Raw genomic sequence first — 16,971 nt, 5'->3', positions numbered from 1 at the left:
TAACGGGCGCGAACCGGCAACGGTCGCGCCCGTTTGCCATGGGCGACGAGATGGCAAGCCCCATGCGATGGTAAGATGCTTTGGTGTGTATAGAGGAGATTTGCCATGAGCAAGACAATAGTTAAGCCCGCACTATCGCTGGGCAACCACATCTATCTGTATCGCCTGCTGCGCGACGCGATTGGGTGCGGTAAGCAAACGTTTATGACGCAGGTCGAGGAGGCACTCGCCGCTGGCGATATGGCCGCTTATGACCTGGGCTTCGAGTCCACGCGCGAGCTGCTCGAGGAGCTCGACGACTGCATTAAGCTGACCGTCTTTAAAGGCGGCCGCCTGTATGCCACCGTCATCGCCAACGAGGCCTGGGATGCCGCCCTTGCCAAAGGCGAGGACAAGCCCAAGGCTGCCAAGGGCGCCAAGCAGTCCTACAAAAAGAAAAAGCGCGGCGAGAAGGACCTGAAGGCCGTGCGCCCCAAGCACGTTAAGCGTCCCGAGCCAGAAGCCATGGTTGAAGCCGTACCGGAACCCGAGCCCGAGACAGAGATCGAAGTCGCTATTGAGGTAACGGCAGGAGCCGAAACCGAAATCGCCGCCACGACCGATCCCAAAGTCATATCAGAGCAGGAAGCCACTGCGGAGCTCGACGAGGCTCCCAAGTCGACAACCGAAGAAGCCGCCAACCAACCCGAGACGCCTGCGTTCCAAAACAGCGATGTTTTTGGCGACGAGGCCGAGGACGATCAGTCCGACGAGCCCGCGGATCAAGACGCTACCGAGTCGACACCGGAGCCCGAGACGCCGCAGCCCGCCATCTCGCTCACGGTCGTCTATGACCCCGAGAACGCAAACGCCGGCATCACCACCATGGCCTCCACGCCAGCCGAGGCAAAGTCGAGCGTCGAGAACGAGAACTCGACGCAGGTTGAGGTTGAAACCGCAGCCGCAGACGCGCCTGTCACCGTGGAGCCCGCAGATTCTACGATCAAGCCGGAAGCGACGCCAAAGCCCGTACACGTCATCGAGTCCGTGCCCGCCGCTGCTTGCGACCAAATTCCCGCACCGGCACCGGCTTCGGTACCCGCGGCGGCCCCAACCCCCGCTCCCGCAGCGCCCGCCATCCCCGAGGACTTCCCCGTCGATTTCACAACCGAGGTCTTCTGCCCCGGCCCATTGCTGCACCAGCTGTCGACCTATCTCCCCTACGGCGCCGACACGCTCGGCATCGTCGGCGAGTACTACTGGATCGCCCGCGAGCGCGGTACCATCGAGGCCGCGCGAAACCGCGCAAGCTTCCCCCTGCGCTACACGCAGGCCGGCGAGCGCCACGAAGTCACCGTGCGCATCCGCCGCAACACCACCGGCGGTCTCGGAGCCACCTGGGCCATCGATAAAGTCGAGCCTTCTACCAAGTAAAAAAGGGACGATAACCCTCAAGGTTATCGTCCCTTTCTCGTTAGATCACCTGAGCTCGACTAATCGCGCGTCAGCTTGCGGTGAATACGATGCGGCTGGGCTGCGTCCTCGCCCAGGCGCTCGATACGGTTGGCCTGATAGGCCTCGAAGTTGCCCTCAAACCAATACCAGTTGCCCGGATTCTCGTCGGTGCCCTCCCACGCCAGAATGTGCGTGGCGACGCGGTCCAGGAACATACGGTCGTGGCTAATGACCACCGAGCAGCCCGGGAACTCGAGCAGCGCCGCTTCGAGCGAGGACAGCGTCTCGACGTCGAGGTCGTTCGTGGGCTCGTCGAGGAGCAGCAGGTTGCCACCCTGCTTGAGCGTAAGCGCCAGGTTCAGACGGTTGCGCTCGCCACCGGAAAGTACGCCAGCGCGCTTCTGCTGGTCCTGGCCCTTAAAGCCAAAGCTCGCCACGTATGCGCGGCTGGGGACCTCGGTCTCGCCGACCATCATGTGGTCCAGGCCGTCCGAGACGACCTCCCACAGGTTCTTATCGGGGTCGATGCCGGAGCGGTTCTGATCGACATAGGAGATCTTGACGGTCTCGCCCACCTCGAGCTCGCCCGAAGTCAGCGGCTCCAGGCCCACGATGGTCTTGAACAGCGTGGTCTTGCCCACACCGTTGGGGCCGATGACGCCCACGATGCCGTTGCGCGGCAGGGTGAACGATAGGTCGTCGATGAGCACGCGACCGTCGAACTCCTTGTGCAGGTGATGGGCCTCGAGCACCTTGTTGCCCAAACGCGGGCCCACAGGGATGCGGATGTCGGTCCAGTCGAGCTTCTGGCTTGCGCGGGCCTCGGCCTCCATCTCCTCGTAGCGAGCCAGACGGGCCTTGTTCTTGGCCTGACGGGCCTTGGGGCTGGAGCGCACCCACTCGAGCTCGGCCTCCATGCGCTTGGCGAGCTTGGCGTCGCGGTTGCCCTGAGCCTCGATACGTGCGGCCTTGGTCTCCAGATACGTGGAGTAGTTGCCCTTGTAGGGATAGAGGTGACCGCGGTCGACCTCGCAGATCCACTCGGCAACGTTATCCAGGAAGTAGCGATCGTGTGTGACGGCAAGCACCGCGCCCTGGTAGTTGTGCAGGAAGTGCTCGAGCCACAGGATCGACTCGGCGTCCAGGTGGTTGGTGGGCTCATCGAGCAGCAGCAGGTCGGGAGCTTCGAGCAGCAGCTTGCACAGGGCCACGCGACGGCGCTCGCCGCCGGAAAGCACGTTGACCGGCATGTCGGAATCGGGCAGCTGCAGGGCATCCATAGCCTGGCCGAGTTTGGAATCGATATCCCAGCCATCGGCGGCATCGATTTCGTCCTGGAGCTTGCCCATCTCGGCCATGAGGGCGTCCATGTCACAGTCCGGGTCGCACATCTCCTCGCCGATCTTATTGAAGCGATCGACCTTGGCAATCATGTCGCCAAATGCCATGCGCACGTTCTCGATGACGGTCTTGTCGTCGTCGAGCGGCGGCTCCTGCTGCAGGATACCCACGGTGTAGCCGGGGGTAAGTCTGGCATCGCCGTTGGAGACTTCCTCGATGCCGGCCATGATCTTGAGCAGGGTCGACTTGCCCATACCATTGGGGCCCACGACGCCGATCTTGGCACCGGGGTAGAAACTCAGGGTCACGTCGTCAAGGATCACCTTGTCGCCATGAGCCTTGCGAGCCTGATACATCTGGTAGATAAACTCCGCCATTTGCCTGTTTTATCCTTTCTACCTGCTGTTTCCCTATTCTTGTTTCGCTTTAGTGGAAACGAGATGAGAAAACCAGCTCTAAAACGTAACGAAAAAGGGGCACGGTTGCCCATACCCCCTAATACTACCTGGGAAAAGTCCCCCGGAACATACTATGAACTGCGTACGCTAGTTTTCCGCAACCTTAACGAGCGGCTCGCTGCGATTTGCGCCACAGCAGATACGAGTAGACGTAGACGACTCCGACCGAACCAAACGCCAGAACCGCAATCACCGCGGCGACAACTTCACTCGAAAGCACGCTACCCGCAACGCCCATCACAATCAGACCAACACCCAGCACCATAAAGCAGGCACCGCCAAAGCGCTGCGTACGGCGCCAGTTCTCGGGATCGGCAAGCGCCCAGGGCGTCTTGATACCGAGCGTATAGTTCTGCTTCACACGCGGCAAGTAGTTGCCTACGCCAATGAACAGCAAACCGACAGCACCAGAAATCAGCGCGTTGACCGAACCGACCGCCGGCACCACGCCCCAGACCGTAAGCTCTCCCAGCCAGCTTATGGCGCACATGAACAGGGTGAAGGCGATTACGAAGCCCTGATAGAACTTGCCCGAGGTTCGATATGCCTCACCTTTGGGATCGATGCGCGGCACCACGCAGAACATTGCGAGAAGCACCAGGGGCAGCACGCCGAGCGCGGAGGCCTTCCAGCTGGGACCCCAACCGTCAACGCCGTTCGCGCCCCAGTGTGTGGGAATCTGCGCAGGTAAGCTCGGCATCACCATAAGGTGCGCTACGATATTGGCGACGCACAGAGCGACCAGCGCGATCCACACGCGTGGCGATACCCCCGTGGCGTGAATGCCCTTGTTTTCGTTATTCATCCTTATCACCTTCAGTGTTTGTAAAGCCCATAAACCAACCGATCAAGTCCTGCATGACGGTAGTGTTTAAGCTGTAAACGATGTTTTGGCCATGACGTTCGTCGGTCACCAACCCGGCGTTTTTGAGCGTCGCCAAATGATGGCTCAACGATGGCTTGCTGATGTCAAAATGCTCGGCAAGCTCCCCGGCCGTACAATTGCCCTTGCGCAACAGTTCCAAAATGTGACGCCGGGTAGGATCGGCCAGCGCTTTAAAACCCTCTCCCGGCATAGGACCTCCTCTCAGTATTTCGTTCGACGCGCACACTATACTCGATATTTAGATGTTTGTCTAACTATCTAATATAGCATCAGCTATAGAACATTTGTTCGTATTTGGCTACAATGGAAGTTGAAGCAGATGGGCCAGCTCCCTCTATCCGAGAAGGAGATGGACTATGAGTATTGACGATGTCCTGACGTTGTTATTGCTTGTAATCGCGGCTGTGGAGCTCGGCATCCACATTGGAGGTCGAATGAAATAGCCGCCCCCGCGTAATGCGAAGACGGCCACTTCTCACGCTACAAACGTGTTTGGGAGTTGGCCAACCCGCGGCAACGGGTGCCATCTGCTTCAATCTTATGCGAATCCCGATCCCATTTCAACAAGCTCCAAGGGCTCAAATGGAATCGCAATAATACCTATAATGGCGATAGCTAAAACACGACCGACTCCCCATCGGAGGAAATCTATGACCGAAACCACAGCCGCAACTCCCATCGAGACACGCGACACCAAGCTCGAGATTATCATGGGCCGCGAGGCACTCGATAAGCTCGCCGATACTACGGTGCTGGTGCTCGGCTGCGGAGGTGTGGGCTCCAATTGCTGCGAGGCACTCGCCCGCGGCGGCATCGGTCATTTCGTCATTCTGGACAAGGACATCATCGCGCCCAGCAATATCAATCGCCAGGCCATCGCCTTCCACAGCACCATCGGCAAGCGCAAGGTGGACGTGATGGAAGCCATGATTCGCGATATCAATCCCGCCGCCACCGTTATCAAGCGCACCGAATACCTGTTGAGCGACAGCATCGACGAGTTCTTTGCGAGCGTTTTTGAGCAGACGGGCGGCAAGCTCGACTACGTCGTCGACGCCATCGACACCATCTCGGCCAAGCTCACCATTGCCAAATATGCTCAGGACCACGACATTCGTTTGGTTAGCTCCATGGGCGGGGCCAACAAGCTCCATCCCGAGTGCCTCCGCTTTGCCGACATCTTCGATACGGTACGTGACCCCATGAGCCGCATTATGCGCAAAGAATGTAAGAAGCGCGGAATCAAGAGCCTACATGTACTGTTTAGCTGCGAGGAATCGGTTAAGACACAGCCCCGCGACCCTTCCAATATCCACGAGCGTACCGAGCTTGGAACCGCCAGCTTTATGCCGCCCATCATGGGTCAGATGATTGCCGGCGAGGTTATCCGCCAGATCAGTGGCCGCGGCACCGAGCGCGTGCGCGCCGATGGCCAGCGCCTGGACTAGCGGAGCGCGCCGAGATGGAGCCCCGGTTAATTGATGCACACTGCCATCTTGATTTGATGGCTTACCCGAATGCTGTTGCCGACGAAACTGCGGCTATAGGGCTGGGGGTCTTTGATTGCGGGGTCGACCCACGCGACTTCGCGGCAGCAAAAAAGCGGGCCAGCCGTTACCCAAACATTATCTCGGGCGTCGGCCTTCATCCCTGGTGGCTCGCCGACGGCCGCTGCGGTCCTGCCGAAGTCAATCTGCTTTGCAAAGTTGCTGCCCAAGAGCGCTACATCGGCGAGGTGGGGCTCGACTTTTCCGCGCGCTTTGCCGGAAGCGGACCGCTTCAAATGCAGGCACTTGACCGGCTCTGCGATGCGCTCGTGCAGTGTCCTCTTGCCGGGCGCGTAATATCAATTCACGCCGTTCGTTCGGCAGGAACCGTACTGGACGTCCTCGAATCGCATGGACTACTCATCCCAAACCCCGACTCCCCCGCTATCATCTTCCACTGGTTTAGCGGCACTTCGGACGAACTCACCCGCGCGCGTAATGCGAGCTGCTATTTTTCTGTCAACGAACGCATGCTCGCGTCTAAACGAGGACGCGAATACGTACGACAGATTCCGCTCGACCGCTTACTGCTCGAGACCGATGCGCCAGCCGAACCAAACACAGAAACAAGCACGCAGTCGCTCATCAGATCGCTCACATGGACCTCGATGCGCATCGCCTCGCTCAAAAATTGTGACGCAAAGCGCATCGAATCGGCAGTTTTAGCAAATGCGCACTCTGTTTTTGACCTTCGCTAACCCCTGTGGGCAAAAATGCCAAGGGGCATGCGAATCGCACAACGCAGTCCCTATTTTGGAAGGCAGTACAATTCGGCAGCGTTACATCAATTCGTGCATGAGATCACGGTTGCGTGCATACAATTCGTCAAAGATATGACGGCGCGACGCATATAACTCGTGGGCAGCCATATCGGGCTCGATTGTTTGCGCAACGCCAAGGACTCGGGCGAGTTCATCCCATGATGCATAGGCACCACCTGCGAGAGCTGCCATGATGGCATCACCGAAGCAGGCACCCACCGTAACCTTGGCAACCGAGACCTCGCGCCCGCATACGTCGGCGATAGCTTGCATCCAAACTGGATTCTTGGTTCCACCTCCGACAAGCATAATGCGCCCAATTGGCAGTCCATGCTCTCGCTCGATAATGTCGACATGGGATGCAACGGTATACGCGACGCCTTCCAAGGCGGCACGAACCATATGGGCTCGCGTATGCCTTCCGGTCAGGCCAAAGAAGACGCCACGCGCCTCGGGATCGTTGAGCGGAGTACGCTCCCCCGCAAAGTACGGCAGACACAGGAGCCCATCGGCACCCGGCGCCACATCGGCGGCATCATGCGCCATAACCGAATATGCATCGGGGCCACCGTGGCCCTCGGCCTCTACGGCGTCGCGATACAGCTCTTGGCGCAACCACGATGTGAGTGCACCCGCCGTATTGGTCCCCGCGCAGATCCCGTAAGTTCCGGGAATGATAAACGTCCCTGGCCACAGGCGGGCATCATCGACCATATGATCAGCTAGGTAGATGAAATACGCCGTGCTTCCCAACTGAACCATCATATCGCCAGGACGGAATACACCCGTCGAAATGGCCTCGGCACCAGAGTCGCCCGTTCCCACTAAGACAGGTGTCCCTGCCGCGAGCCCCGTCGCCTCAGCCGCGCGCTGCGTAATCACCCCGGCAATATCGGTAGCCGACATTACCTCCGCCATCTGGTCAGGCCGGCAGAAACGAGCACATTCCCGAGCATCAACCTTCCAAGTGTAGCGGTCGTATAGGGGAAGAAAATCCTCCGCCAAATAACGGTCCACCGTAAAACGCCCCGTCAACTTCGCGCACAGAAACGATGACGCCGTCAGGAACTTCGCGGCACGCTCATGCATTTCGGGCATATTCTCCTTAAACCACAAGATCTTGGGAGCAATATCTGACGAACAGGGATCGTGCCCGAAAAGCTCGCGTGCGCGGTCTGACCCATATTCAGAAAGAATCTCGTCAATCTGCGGCTTCGAACGTGCATCGACTCCATACAAAATCGCGGGCGCCAGCGCGTTGCACTCGGTATCGACCGGCACGCAGTCGCAACCCAATGCGGAAAGGCCCACGCATCCGATCTGCGCCGCGTTAACCCCCGATCGCACCACCAGCTCGCGCGACAAGCGACAAAAATCACCCCACCAAACTGCCTCCGCATCATGCTGGTACCATCCGTCACGCGGGTTGTCCGTCTCGTGTCCACAAGAGGCTTGGCAAACGATGTTGCATCGATCATCGATTAAAACGCCTTTAGAGGCGCTTGTCCCAATATCAATACCCAGATAGAACGCCATGAGCGCCTACTCCCCTCGCGCCGTACGAGCGGCAGCCATAAAACGAACCACCCGCTCAACATCAACCGGGGCATCCAGCTTTCCATCGCGCTTTAAGCACGTGCCGACAAACGCGCCATCGTAGTGAGCAAATACGTCAGTCACGGTATTTTCGCGACAACCGGTGCCACATACCACAGGTACTCGGCCAACACGCTCGCGGACCTCATCGGCAAGCTCGCCCGAAGCGCCACGACCGGCAGCCGAGCCGCCGATGACCATCGCATCCGGTAGGCAATTAAAGAGAAGTGAATCGGCAATGTCCGAAGTCGTGCGGTCGTTGAGATAAACCTCCCCCTCGCTCGTAATGAAGTGAAAAAGCTTGAGGTCGTCCAAGCGCAATGCCGCCTTGCGACGCATGGTGTGAGCGAAATCTCGGTTTATCAGCCCGAGATCACCGGCCCAGGCACCGCAAAAATTGCAGCGCGTGAACTGCGCATCTACGGCAGCGCACAGCTCGATTGTGGCATCACCATCGTAAATAGCCTCAGCTCCCCAAGGAGTCGACAGATCATAGGATAGAGCCCCGATTATATAGCCCATCGATGCAAGGGTTGAGGGAGAAACGTGCTGCTCGTAGGGCATCGAGAGCTCATTGGTAATCAAAATGCCATCGACACCGCCCTGCTGCAACGCCTCGAGATCGCGCTTGGCGGCTTCCACGACCTGCGACACGCTTCCGCCCGGGTAATACAGTGGATCGCCCGGCAGAGGACGAAGGTGCAGCATTCCGATAACCGGCTTTTCGGTCTTGAACATCGAGGTTAGAAACGACATAACATGCTCCTTCATAGGGTTATTGCAGGAACGTTACTCCCCCAGCACTTCGACGTACACTTTTCGCTTCTGCGGACCGTCAAACTCCGCAAGATAGATGTTCTGGGCACCTCCACACACGATGTGGCCATCTTGGACGGGAAAGAAGCAACTGTTTCCACAAATCATGCTCTTGATATGCCCACAGGAGTTGTTGCCGGTGGCTCCATAGCTCGGCAGGAAGTGTGCATGCGCATAGGGGGCATCGAGCGGGGCGATGCGATCAAGCGTCTCCATAAGATCCGTCTCCACGCAGGGCAGTCCCTCGTTTACCACGATTCCACAGGTCGTATGCGACAAAATAATTGCTGCCAAGCCATTCGTCACCGAGCTGCGTTCGATGGCAGCGTGCACGTCCTCGGTAATATCGATGAACTGGTCCGGAGCAGTCGATAGATAGCTCAATGTCTCGAGCGTCACCATGTTCACTCATCCCCTTCAAGAAAACGCAGGGCATTACCCCAGTAGAGCCTTTCTCGCGCATCATCGCGCATGGACACGGTATCGAGCGCCCGCTTGAGTTTGAACGCACGGAAACGCGGCGTATTGCTGGCGAACATCACTTGATGCGATAGCGCGCGCTCATACCACAGCGGCCCCATATCGACCGTGAAAAGACGCTGCATCATCTCCTCGGGCGAATCGATGTAAGTGATAGAGGTGTCCGTGTAGCAGTTGGGATACTTGAGCAGCATCGCCACGGTCTCGCGTACCCAGGGCCAGCCAAAGTGGGTCAAACTAAAACGCACATTTGGATGCGTTGCGATTGTGTGCTCAAATGCAAGCGGGTTACTGCGCGAGAGCTCTGCGCCCGGCTCCCAAGACATACCGGCATGGAAAACCACCGGCTTGTTATAGCGCCCGCACAGCTCGTAAAGCGGCTCAGCCACAGCATCATCGGGGTCAAAACCTTGCTTTGCCGGATGCAGGCAAAGACCCTTTGCCCCCAGCTCGGTAAAGGCGCGCTCCAATTCGCCTGCGGCACTGCTCACCCGCGGATCTACGCTCGCAAATCCCCACAGACGATCGGGATGCGCGGCAACCAGCATGGCAATCTGGTCATTGGTGCCAAAATGCCCTCCGCATGCCGTGGTTACATCGAGCGGCATGAGCAAGCTCTTCTGCACATCGCAGACATCCATCTCAACTTGAAGCTCGTCCCAATCCATGGGACCCATATGCCCCATACCAAATTCTCGTGACCAAAAACCGAATCCATCAGGCTCATCACCCGGCGTACAGATCTCGCCGTAGAGCATGGGCTGAACCAACATGTCGATAACCACTTCGTACTCCTTTCCAGGCATTTGACCCTAGTACGGCTCAAACGAACCAATCACTCGGGACGACAGCTCGGCGCCCGCCTTCATACACGCCGGAATATCAAGGCCATCGATCACGCCCTTGGTAAACCCGGCAATATACGAGTCGCCGGCGCCCACGGTGTTAACGACCTTCTCCGCCGGTACGATCCCGCACTCATAGAAGCGCTCACCGTCATAGGCAATGCTTCCCTTCTCGCCAAGCGTGGCGACCGCAACGCGCGGTCCCAATTCCTGCACGTGGCGTACCCAGTCTCGCAGCTCCGGAGTGTCCTCTTCAAACGACATAAATGCGTAGTCAACGTAGGGGAAATGATTCTCGCAGGCATATTCGGGATCCTGGCTGAACACCGAGAAGTCCATTACCACCGTCTTGCCCGCATCATGCCATTCGGGCAAGAGGTCCAAACAATTGCCAAACAGGTCAGTATGAATGATGTCATGCTCTAGAATAAACGCCCGGTCGTCTTCATTCGGTCGATATGTCTCCATTACGCCATCGATTGCCTCGAGATGTACGCGATCGACGCCGTCTTTCAACGCCATGAGCATCACCGAGGTGTCGCCATCCTCCACCCGCAGATGTGAGATATCGAACCCCTCAGCGGCCAGCGCCTCTCTCATCTTGTCTCCGTACTCATCCTTGCCGACAACCGACACGGCGGATACCGAAACGCCCATTCGTGCAAGATGGATACCCCAGTCAATGCCATTACCAGTCGGATAGAATACGCCGATGTTTTGATAGACGTCCGCACAGCAAAAACCAGCTGCGCACGCTTTAATACCCATGGTCTTCTCCAATGTTCAAAAGGGGGCCCACCACATGGCGAGCCCCCTTTTCGCGTTTCGCTTATTGTTTTGCGTCGGCTGTCCAAGGCCTCATAGCCAGACCGTCGTACGCTTTCTTAAGCTATTCGACGATTGGTGCTCCGTGGCCCCAAGAACCTTCCATGCCGCACACGGTCGAGGCAAACCCGGCAGCAAAGTCGAGCGCGCGCTCGATGGCCTCGGCGCCATCCTCACCACGCTTGGCGGAATCGAGATAGCACATCAAAAACGAGGTGAGGAACGAGTCGCCCGCCCCCATGGTGTCCTTCATGTCCGTTACCGGTTTAGCCAGCTGGCGGTAATAACGCTCGCCGTCGTAAGCAATGCAGCCCTCGGCGCCCGCCGTAGCCGACACAAAACGCGGACCCAGGCCCTTCACCCATGCCAAACGCTCGCGAATCTCGTCCTCACTCGCAGCATCCGCCGCACTAAAGAAAGCAAAATCAACGTAGGGCGCAATCTGCTCGTAGTACTCGTCGGTAGAGTCGTCCGAAAAGTCAAAAGAGACCGTGACGCCCGCAGCCTTCAGCTTGGGCAGCTCGCGCTCGGTAAAGCAATAGTTGCCCGAATGAACCACATCGAACTGCTTCATGTACGAAAGGTCAAAGCGATCGAGGACATAGCGCGCATCGCCACGGATACCGCCCTCGTTGGAGCCGAGGAAGACACGGTCACCGTCGACGACGGTCACACGAGCCGCTCCGTTCTCGCCAATCATCTGCTCGCACTTGTCAAGCTCGATACCCTCATCCTCGAGGCTTGCAATGACATGCTCGGCAGCGGCATCATTGCCAAAAATGCCCATGTATGCGGAGCGTGCGGCACCGCATTTCTTGGCATAAACGGCGAAGTTCACCGCATTGCCGCCAGGATACATGGTGTGGATATGCTCGTAGCGATCGACGACGTTATCGCCAAATCCGAGCGCGTTAACGTTAAATGCCATGGCCTTTGTCCCTTCTAGTACTCGACAACGCCCATGTAGCGACGGAAATCGGGATCATGGTCAAACACCTTGCCGCGTGCGGCACGCAGCTCACAGTTCATGGCGTAGAACAGCACCGGGTCCAGATAGGCACGAACGCTCGCCGGTACGGCTTCCATACCGTACTCCTTGGCATCGAGCACCATCAGCGTATCGGTATGCGTCTTAAGGAACGCCAGGGCGCGCTCGTCCATAGCACGGCACTCGCTGGAGCCCATCTGCAGGAAGTAAAAAACGCCATCCTGAGTAGCCTCGAAGGGGCCATGGAAGTACTCGGCAGAGTGGATGTAGCTGCAGTGCTGCCACTGCATCTCCATAAGAGAGCAGATAGCGAAACCGTAGGTCTGGCTAAAGTTGGGACCGCTGCCCAGAATATAGAAGAATTCGTGCTCCTGGCAAAGCTTGGCAAAGCGATCACCCAGCTCGGCATTTACCTTCTCGCGTGCCGGGGGAAGGATCTTATCCATCTCGGCAATACCGGCATACATATCGGCAAGATCGGCGTAGCCCTCCTGCTGATCGAGCAGCTCTGCCGCAAGCGACAGCGAAATGCCAGCGGGAACCTCGGCCTGCGGCACGCCCTCGCCCCACGGGTAGACCCACGTGGTCCATTTACCGGTGTCGATCTTAGACCCAGCGTTGTCAGTCTGGGCGATCACCGTAGCGCCAGCAGCAAGGGCAATCTCGCAGCCCTCGACGACCTCCGGGGTGTTGCCACTGTGGCTACAAGCGATGACCAGGGACTTCTCACCCAGACGACGCGGACGCATGATATCGAACTCGCGAGCCGTATAGATATACGAAGTGAAGGCGGTTGCCTCGCGCTGCAGAAGCTCATGAGCCGGGATCAAATCGATCATGGAGCCACCGCAAGCAATCCAGTAGACGCTGTCGAACTTGCCCTTCTCGGCAATTGCCTCTTTAATCAGATCGTGTGCGTTCATATCCAGTTCCTTTCTTGTTTGGCCCGCAACCAATGACGTTGGTTGCGTGGCCGATAGTTGTTTTAGTCAATCAGATATTTCTCGAATGCGGCCATGTTCTTGGCATCTGCCGCCGCCGGGTCATCGTAGTAACGACCGTCCGTGATTTCCTGGCCCAGCATGCCGTCGAAACCATGGGCGTTGAGTGTGGCAACGAAGGCGTCCATATCGTGCTTGCCATCGCCCCACACCAGATGGCCATACGGGTCACCGTCGATAAAGTGCATCTCGTGAATTGCCCCATCACCAAAGGCGGCAAACCAGTCCTCGAGCGTCTCGCCTGCAACGCCCATCGCGGTTGTATCAACCATGGGCTGTAAGTACGGGCTCGCGACCTCGTCAATCATGCGCTTCGCATCGAAAACCGTCGTCACAAGGTTGCTCTCCTCGGGACGCAGGCTTTCCATCGTAAGCACCAGACCGTGCTCGCCGGCATACTCCGCTAGAATGGACAAGTGCTCGCGACTGCGCTTCCAGGCTTCCTCGCGGTCCTCGTCCCAGTCGCCCCAGCCCGAGTTGACGGACATACGGTCGCACCCAAGTACCTCGGCAAGCTCAATGCCGTGCTTAAAGTACGCCAGGCTGCGCTGTTCGTGCAGCGGTTTGCGTGCGCAGTACTGCCAAGGATAGATAACATTCTCGGGGCACAGAGTACGATACCTAAGCCCGCGGTCTGCAGCCTTTTTCGCCAGGACCTCAGCCTCAAAGTAGCCCGTGTGGTCGAGCGTCACATGCGGCTCTGCACACCACAGCTCAATGGACTCAAAGCCCAAGCGCTGCTGCACATCAAGGAAGTAATCAAGCGACCACATGATGTAGTGGATATTCATGCCCGCAATCTGTTCGCGGCGCAGCGTCGGTTTGGATTCAGACATCTTATACCTCCTTATTTCGATCGAACACGATTTGTCCGTCCGACATCGTCATATCAACCGTAAGATCGCGTGCGTCGCGATAATCGAGGTCGAACACATCCCGATCGAGCACGCAGATATCGGCAAGCTTGCCAACCTCGAGCGTACCCAGCTCGTCTTCGCGCATCAGGTCGTACGCGCCCCCGGCAGTCCAAGCGCGCAAGAGCTCGACAAGCGTCAGCGCGTTGACCTCATTCACGGGCAGTCCGTCGTCGAAGTATCCGCCGCACGCACTGTAGATTGACTCGCCCAAGCTCGGAATCAACAGCGGCAAATCCGTGCCGCAGCACACTGTGCATCCGGAATCTTCCATACCGCGGCGATTCCAGCTGTGCAAAAGTCGCGTCTCGCCAATTTGTCGACGCATCATCGACAGGCAATCCTCGCGCCGGTCCAGCGTCAGAATCTGCGGATAGACCTCGCAAATTCCACCTAACTTGCCAAACTCGACAAGATCGGTCGGATCAGAGTTCTCGAGATCGGTAATCGCATGGCGGCGAAGCATCCGTCCATGCTCGTCTCGAGGCAGCGAGGCATAGAGCGCCACGGTGCGACGAACGGCGCCATCACCCTGGCAATGCAAGGAATATCGGAAGCCGTCAGCATCAATTGCACGCAGCTCGTTCTCAATCAGCTCCCACTCTGGCTCCTCGACGACCGTCTTGCCTGCAGCGCCCGCATCGGCCGTGTCCTCATAGGGGTCAATCATCTCGGCAAGCCCCGCCCATACGCCGCGATCGGTCATACGGTTGAAGCCGGAAAAGCGAACGAACGGTCCCCGGAAGCGCTCTCTCGCCTCGCGGGCATATGCCAGATTTGCACCGGCACCCACCGGCTGCGACATCATAGAGACGCGAACCGTCAGCTCACCAGATTCCTCACGGCGAGCCATTTCGTCGGCAAAGCCGTAGTAGTCATCAAACGCCATCTCCTTGATGGCGGTAACGCCGCGCTCGTTAAGCATGCTCATGTAGTCCGAATACCCCGCACGTACCTCGGGCAGCGCGAGGAAATCGCTCATCATGCGCCAGATCTTCTCGGCATAGCACGCCTGGGGTGTGAAGCCGTATCGCGCGCTGGCGGCAGCATTGAGAACACAGGTCTCCGCGCCCGGTGTAAAGCAGACGACGGGGATATCGCCAAAACAATCGTCAAACACAGCTGCCGTATTTGCGTTCTCGGCATCCGATGCCAACGTTTCGGGTAGGTTGTGGCCAAAAGCCGCCACGCAATCCGGATGATCTTCTTTCCATGCACGCAAGAGCGACACGGCTTCTTTGGCATCAGCGATGCCGGACAGATCAGGCCCCAACGTCCGCAGCGCCCAGCCTGTATAGAAGGTATGCACATCGATCAGGCCAGGCATGACGGTGCGGTCGCCAAGGTCAACTACCTCGTCCGCCTGGGTCAAATACGAAGCTACCTCACACTTGGTGCCAACGGCCTCAATTCGATTGCCACGGACCGCTACGAAACCTTCAAACGGCAGGTCCCCCGTACCGGTAAAGACGCTCTTAGACATCAGGACCGTCAAACGATCAGACATCACAACCACCTACACCGGAAGCATGCCAGAGATTGCCGTTACGATCAGACCAAAGACGACCATGAAAATGAAGAACTTCCAAATGGTCTTCCACCATTGGCCAAACGAAATCTTAGCCACGGCAAGGCCGGCGACCGTCATGCCCGCCACGGGGCTAATGGTGTTGATGGTCTGGTTGGCAAACTGGAGCGCGGTGACGGCCGCCTCGGGATTGAGGCCCATGAGCTCGGTCAGAGGACCCATAACGGGCATGGTAAGCGCCGCCAGGCCAGAACTCGAGGGAACCAGCAAAGAGAGCAGGCCAAGGACGATATACATAAACGTGGTGTAGACGGCGGCGGGTGCACCGGCGAGCGCAGTAGCGAGCGCCTGGAGAATGGTGTCGATGATCATGCCGCCCTCGGCGATGACCAGAATACCGCGAGCGATACCGATAACGATGGCAGCGTACGCAAAGTCGGCGAGACCTTTAACGAACTCCTCAGCAATCGTCTGCTGGTCAAGACCGCCCAGGATACCGGCAAGCAAGCCCATGCCAAGGAACACGGCGGAAATCTCATTCATGTACCAACCCTGGGTAACAAGACCCCAGACGATAATGCCCATACCGCAAGCAAAATCGATAAGCACGAGCTTCTGACGGATAGTGAACTCTTCCTCGAAGGAAGCATCGGTCACGGAAAACTCGATACGCTTGAGCTTATCGTCCTCGTACGTAATGGACGACTCGGGGTTTTTCTTGACGCGCATGGCGTAGCGCATGGCCCATGCGATACCGACGGCAGTGAAGATGACCCAAGAAACGGCGCGCAGCCACAGTTGCGGATTGCCCTCGATACCAATGATGCCTTGGGCGATCAAAACATTAAATGGGTCGATGGTCGAGGCACAATATCCCAGGTTAGGACCAAGGAAGCAGATGATGAATGCCGTCATCGAGTCATACCCGATGCCCATCATGATGGGAATGAAGATGGCATAGAACGGCAGGGCTTCCTCAGACATACCAAACGTAGTGCCGCAAATGGACAGCAACGTCATCGTGATGGGAATGATGAGGATGTCCTTGTTCTTGAGCTTTTTAATCACACGGCTCATGCCGGCATTCAAAGCGTTGGTCTTGGTAATGACTGCGAACGATCCGCCAATCAATAAGACGAACGCAACGACGTCGGCAGCCTCCTGGATGCCCTTAGTGGGCGCTTGCAGGACCGCGAAGATATCCTGGCCCAGATTGATGGTCTCGCCGGTCTCGGAATCGGTGTAGTTCTTATCGACCTGTTCATAGGTTCCAGCAACGGCGACTTCACGCTCGCCCGCCGCTGTCGAAATCGTCTTGCGCTGATACTGACCAGAGGGAACGATCCAAGTCAGGACCGCAAAGACAACGATCAGCAAGAACATGATCGTATAGACATGCGGTAATTTGAACTTAAAACGTCTGTTTGTCTTCTTCGCCTTCGTATCTGACATAGATACCTCCAAAGAACTCGAGAATGCATCGCATCTCGCCTCAACGCTTGCACAAAGCAAACGTTCTATGACGTTCTATAGATTACCAGCAGCTTTTCT

At 57.6% G+C, this 16,971-nt stretch carries 16 protein-coding genes; 3 read left to right on the top strand and 13 right to left on the bottom strand.

Features of this window, described 5'->3' with window-relative positions:
* Positions 1–105 precede the first annotated feature (105 nt).
* Positions 106–1,413 (top strand): hypothetical protein, encoded by a 1,308-nt coding sequence (locus tag ACQRAQ_RS03275; protein ID WP_427727828.1) that lies wholly within the window; start codon positions 106–108, stop codon positions 1,411–1,413.
* A gap of 59 nt (positions 1,414–1,472) precedes the next feature.
* On the opposite strand, the gene ettA is transcribed toward ACQRAQ_RS03275, so the two are convergent.
* From ettA to ACQRAQ_RS03260, 3 genes are all read right to left on the bottom strand, one after another.
* Complete coding sequence (gene ettA / locus ACQRAQ_RS03270; protein ID WP_055251458.1) at positions 1,473–3,152, bottom strand: energy-dependent translational throttle protein EttA; 1,680 nt, start codon at positions 3,150–3,152, stop codon at positions 1,473–1,475.
* Between the two features lie 184 nt (positions 3,153–3,336).
* Positions 3,337–4,038 (bottom strand): SdpI family protein, encoded by a 702-nt coding sequence (locus ACQRAQ_RS03265; protein ID WP_427727826.1) that lies wholly within the window; start codon positions 4,036–4,038, stop codon positions 3,337–3,339.
* The gene (locus ACQRAQ_RS03260; RefSeq protein ID WP_427727824.1) at positions 4,031–4,309 is read right to left on the bottom strand and encodes an autorepressor SdpR family transcription factor; all 279 of its coding nucleotides are present in this window, start codon (positions 4,307–4,309) and stop codon (positions 4,031–4,033) included. Before ACQRAQ_RS03260 ends, ACQRAQ_RS03265 begins: the two co-directional genes overlap by 8 nt.
* 460 nt (positions 4,310–4,769) lie before the next feature.
* Between ACQRAQ_RS03260 and ACQRAQ_RS03255 the strand changes: the two genes are divergently transcribed.
* Both ACQRAQ_RS03255 and ACQRAQ_RS03250 read left to right on the top strand, forming a co-directional pair.
* Positions 4,770–5,567, top strand: a complete 798-nt coding sequence (locus ACQRAQ_RS03255) for a tRNA threonylcarbamoyladenosine dehydratase (protein WP_427793887.1) — start codon at positions 4,770–4,772, stop codon at positions 5,565–5,567.
* Between the two features lie 14 nt (positions 5,568–5,581).
* Positions 5,582–6,364 carry a TatD family hydrolase gene (locus tag ACQRAQ_RS03250; protein WP_427793886.1) on the top strand — a complete coding sequence of 261 codons (783 nt, stop codon included), beginning with the start codon at positions 5,582–5,584 and terminating at the stop codon, positions 6,362–6,364.
* Positions 6,365–6,445: 81 nt separating this feature from the next.
* Here the strand turns inward: ACQRAQ_RS03250 and ACQRAQ_RS03245 are convergent, their stop codons facing one another.
* From ACQRAQ_RS03245 to ACQRAQ_RS03200, 10 genes are all read right to left on the bottom strand, one after another.
* On the bottom strand, positions 6,446–7,963 hold the full coding sequence (locus ACQRAQ_RS03245) for an FGGY-family carbohydrate kinase (protein ID WP_427718521.1): 1,518 nt from the start codon (positions 7,961–7,963) through the stop codon (positions 6,446–6,448).
* A gap of 6 nt (positions 7,964–7,969) precedes the next feature.
* Positions 7,970–8,779 (bottom strand): BtpA/SgcQ family protein, encoded by an 810-nt coding sequence (locus ACQRAQ_RS03240; RefSeq protein ID WP_427718523.1) that lies wholly within the window; start codon positions 8,777–8,779, stop codon positions 7,970–7,972.
* Positions 8,780–8,812: 33 nt separating this feature from the next.
* Positions 8,813–9,241: a secondary thiamine-phosphate synthase enzyme YjbQ gene (locus tag ACQRAQ_RS03235; RefSeq protein WP_117735290.1), complete on the bottom strand. Its 429-nt coding sequence runs from the start codon at positions 9,239–9,241 to the stop codon at positions 8,813–8,815.
* 2 nt (positions 9,242–9,243) lie between these two features.
* A complete protein-coding gene (locus ACQRAQ_RS03230) occupies positions 9,244–10,077 on the bottom strand; it encodes an amidohydrolase family protein (protein ID WP_427793885.1) in 834 nt (277 codons plus the stop codon).
* 54 nt (positions 10,078–10,131) lie between these two features.
* A complete protein-coding gene (gene frlD / locus ACQRAQ_RS03225) occupies positions 10,132–10,932 on the bottom strand; it encodes a fructoselysine 6-kinase (RefSeq protein WP_427793883.1) in 801 nt (266 codons plus the stop codon).
* 121 nt (positions 10,933–11,053) lie between these two features.
* Positions 11,054–11,917, bottom strand: coding sequence for a PfkB family carbohydrate kinase (locus ACQRAQ_RS03220; RefSeq protein ID WP_035138847.1), 864 nt, complete (start codon positions 11,915–11,917; stop codon positions 11,054–11,056).
* Between the two features lie 14 nt (positions 11,918–11,931).
* On the bottom strand, positions 11,932–12,900 hold the full coding sequence (locus ACQRAQ_RS03215; RefSeq protein WP_427718530.1) for an SIS domain-containing protein: 969 nt from the start codon (positions 12,898–12,900) through the stop codon (positions 11,932–11,934).
* Between the two features lie 62 nt (positions 12,901–12,962).
* Positions 12,963–13,814 (bottom strand): sugar phosphate isomerase/epimerase family protein, encoded by an 852-nt coding sequence (locus tag ACQRAQ_RS03210; RefSeq protein ID WP_427793880.1) that lies wholly within the window; start codon positions 13,812–13,814, stop codon positions 12,963–12,965.
* 1 nt (position 13,815) lies between these two features.
* Positions 13,816–15,399 carry an amidohydrolase gene (locus ACQRAQ_RS03205; RefSeq protein ID WP_427793878.1) on the bottom strand — a complete coding sequence of 528 codons (1,584 nt, stop codon included), beginning with the start codon at positions 15,397–15,399 and terminating at the stop codon, positions 13,816–13,818.
* Between the two features lie 9 nt (positions 15,400–15,408).
* On the bottom strand, positions 15,409–16,872 hold the full coding sequence (locus tag ACQRAQ_RS03200; protein WP_427793876.1) for a YfcC family protein: 1,464 nt from the start codon (positions 16,870–16,872) through the stop codon (positions 15,409–15,411).
* Between the last annotated feature and the right edge of the window lie 99 nt (positions 16,873–16,971).

This window comes from Collinsella sp. SGI.178, assembly GCF_050313495.1.
In the GTDB taxonomy this organism is placed as follows: Bacteria; Actinomycetota; Coriobacteriia; order Coriobacteriales; family Coriobacteriaceae; genus Collinsella.
The sequence above is the reverse complement of the archived record's forward strand: the minus strand, read 5'-3'. Positions and strand labels throughout refer to the sequence as shown.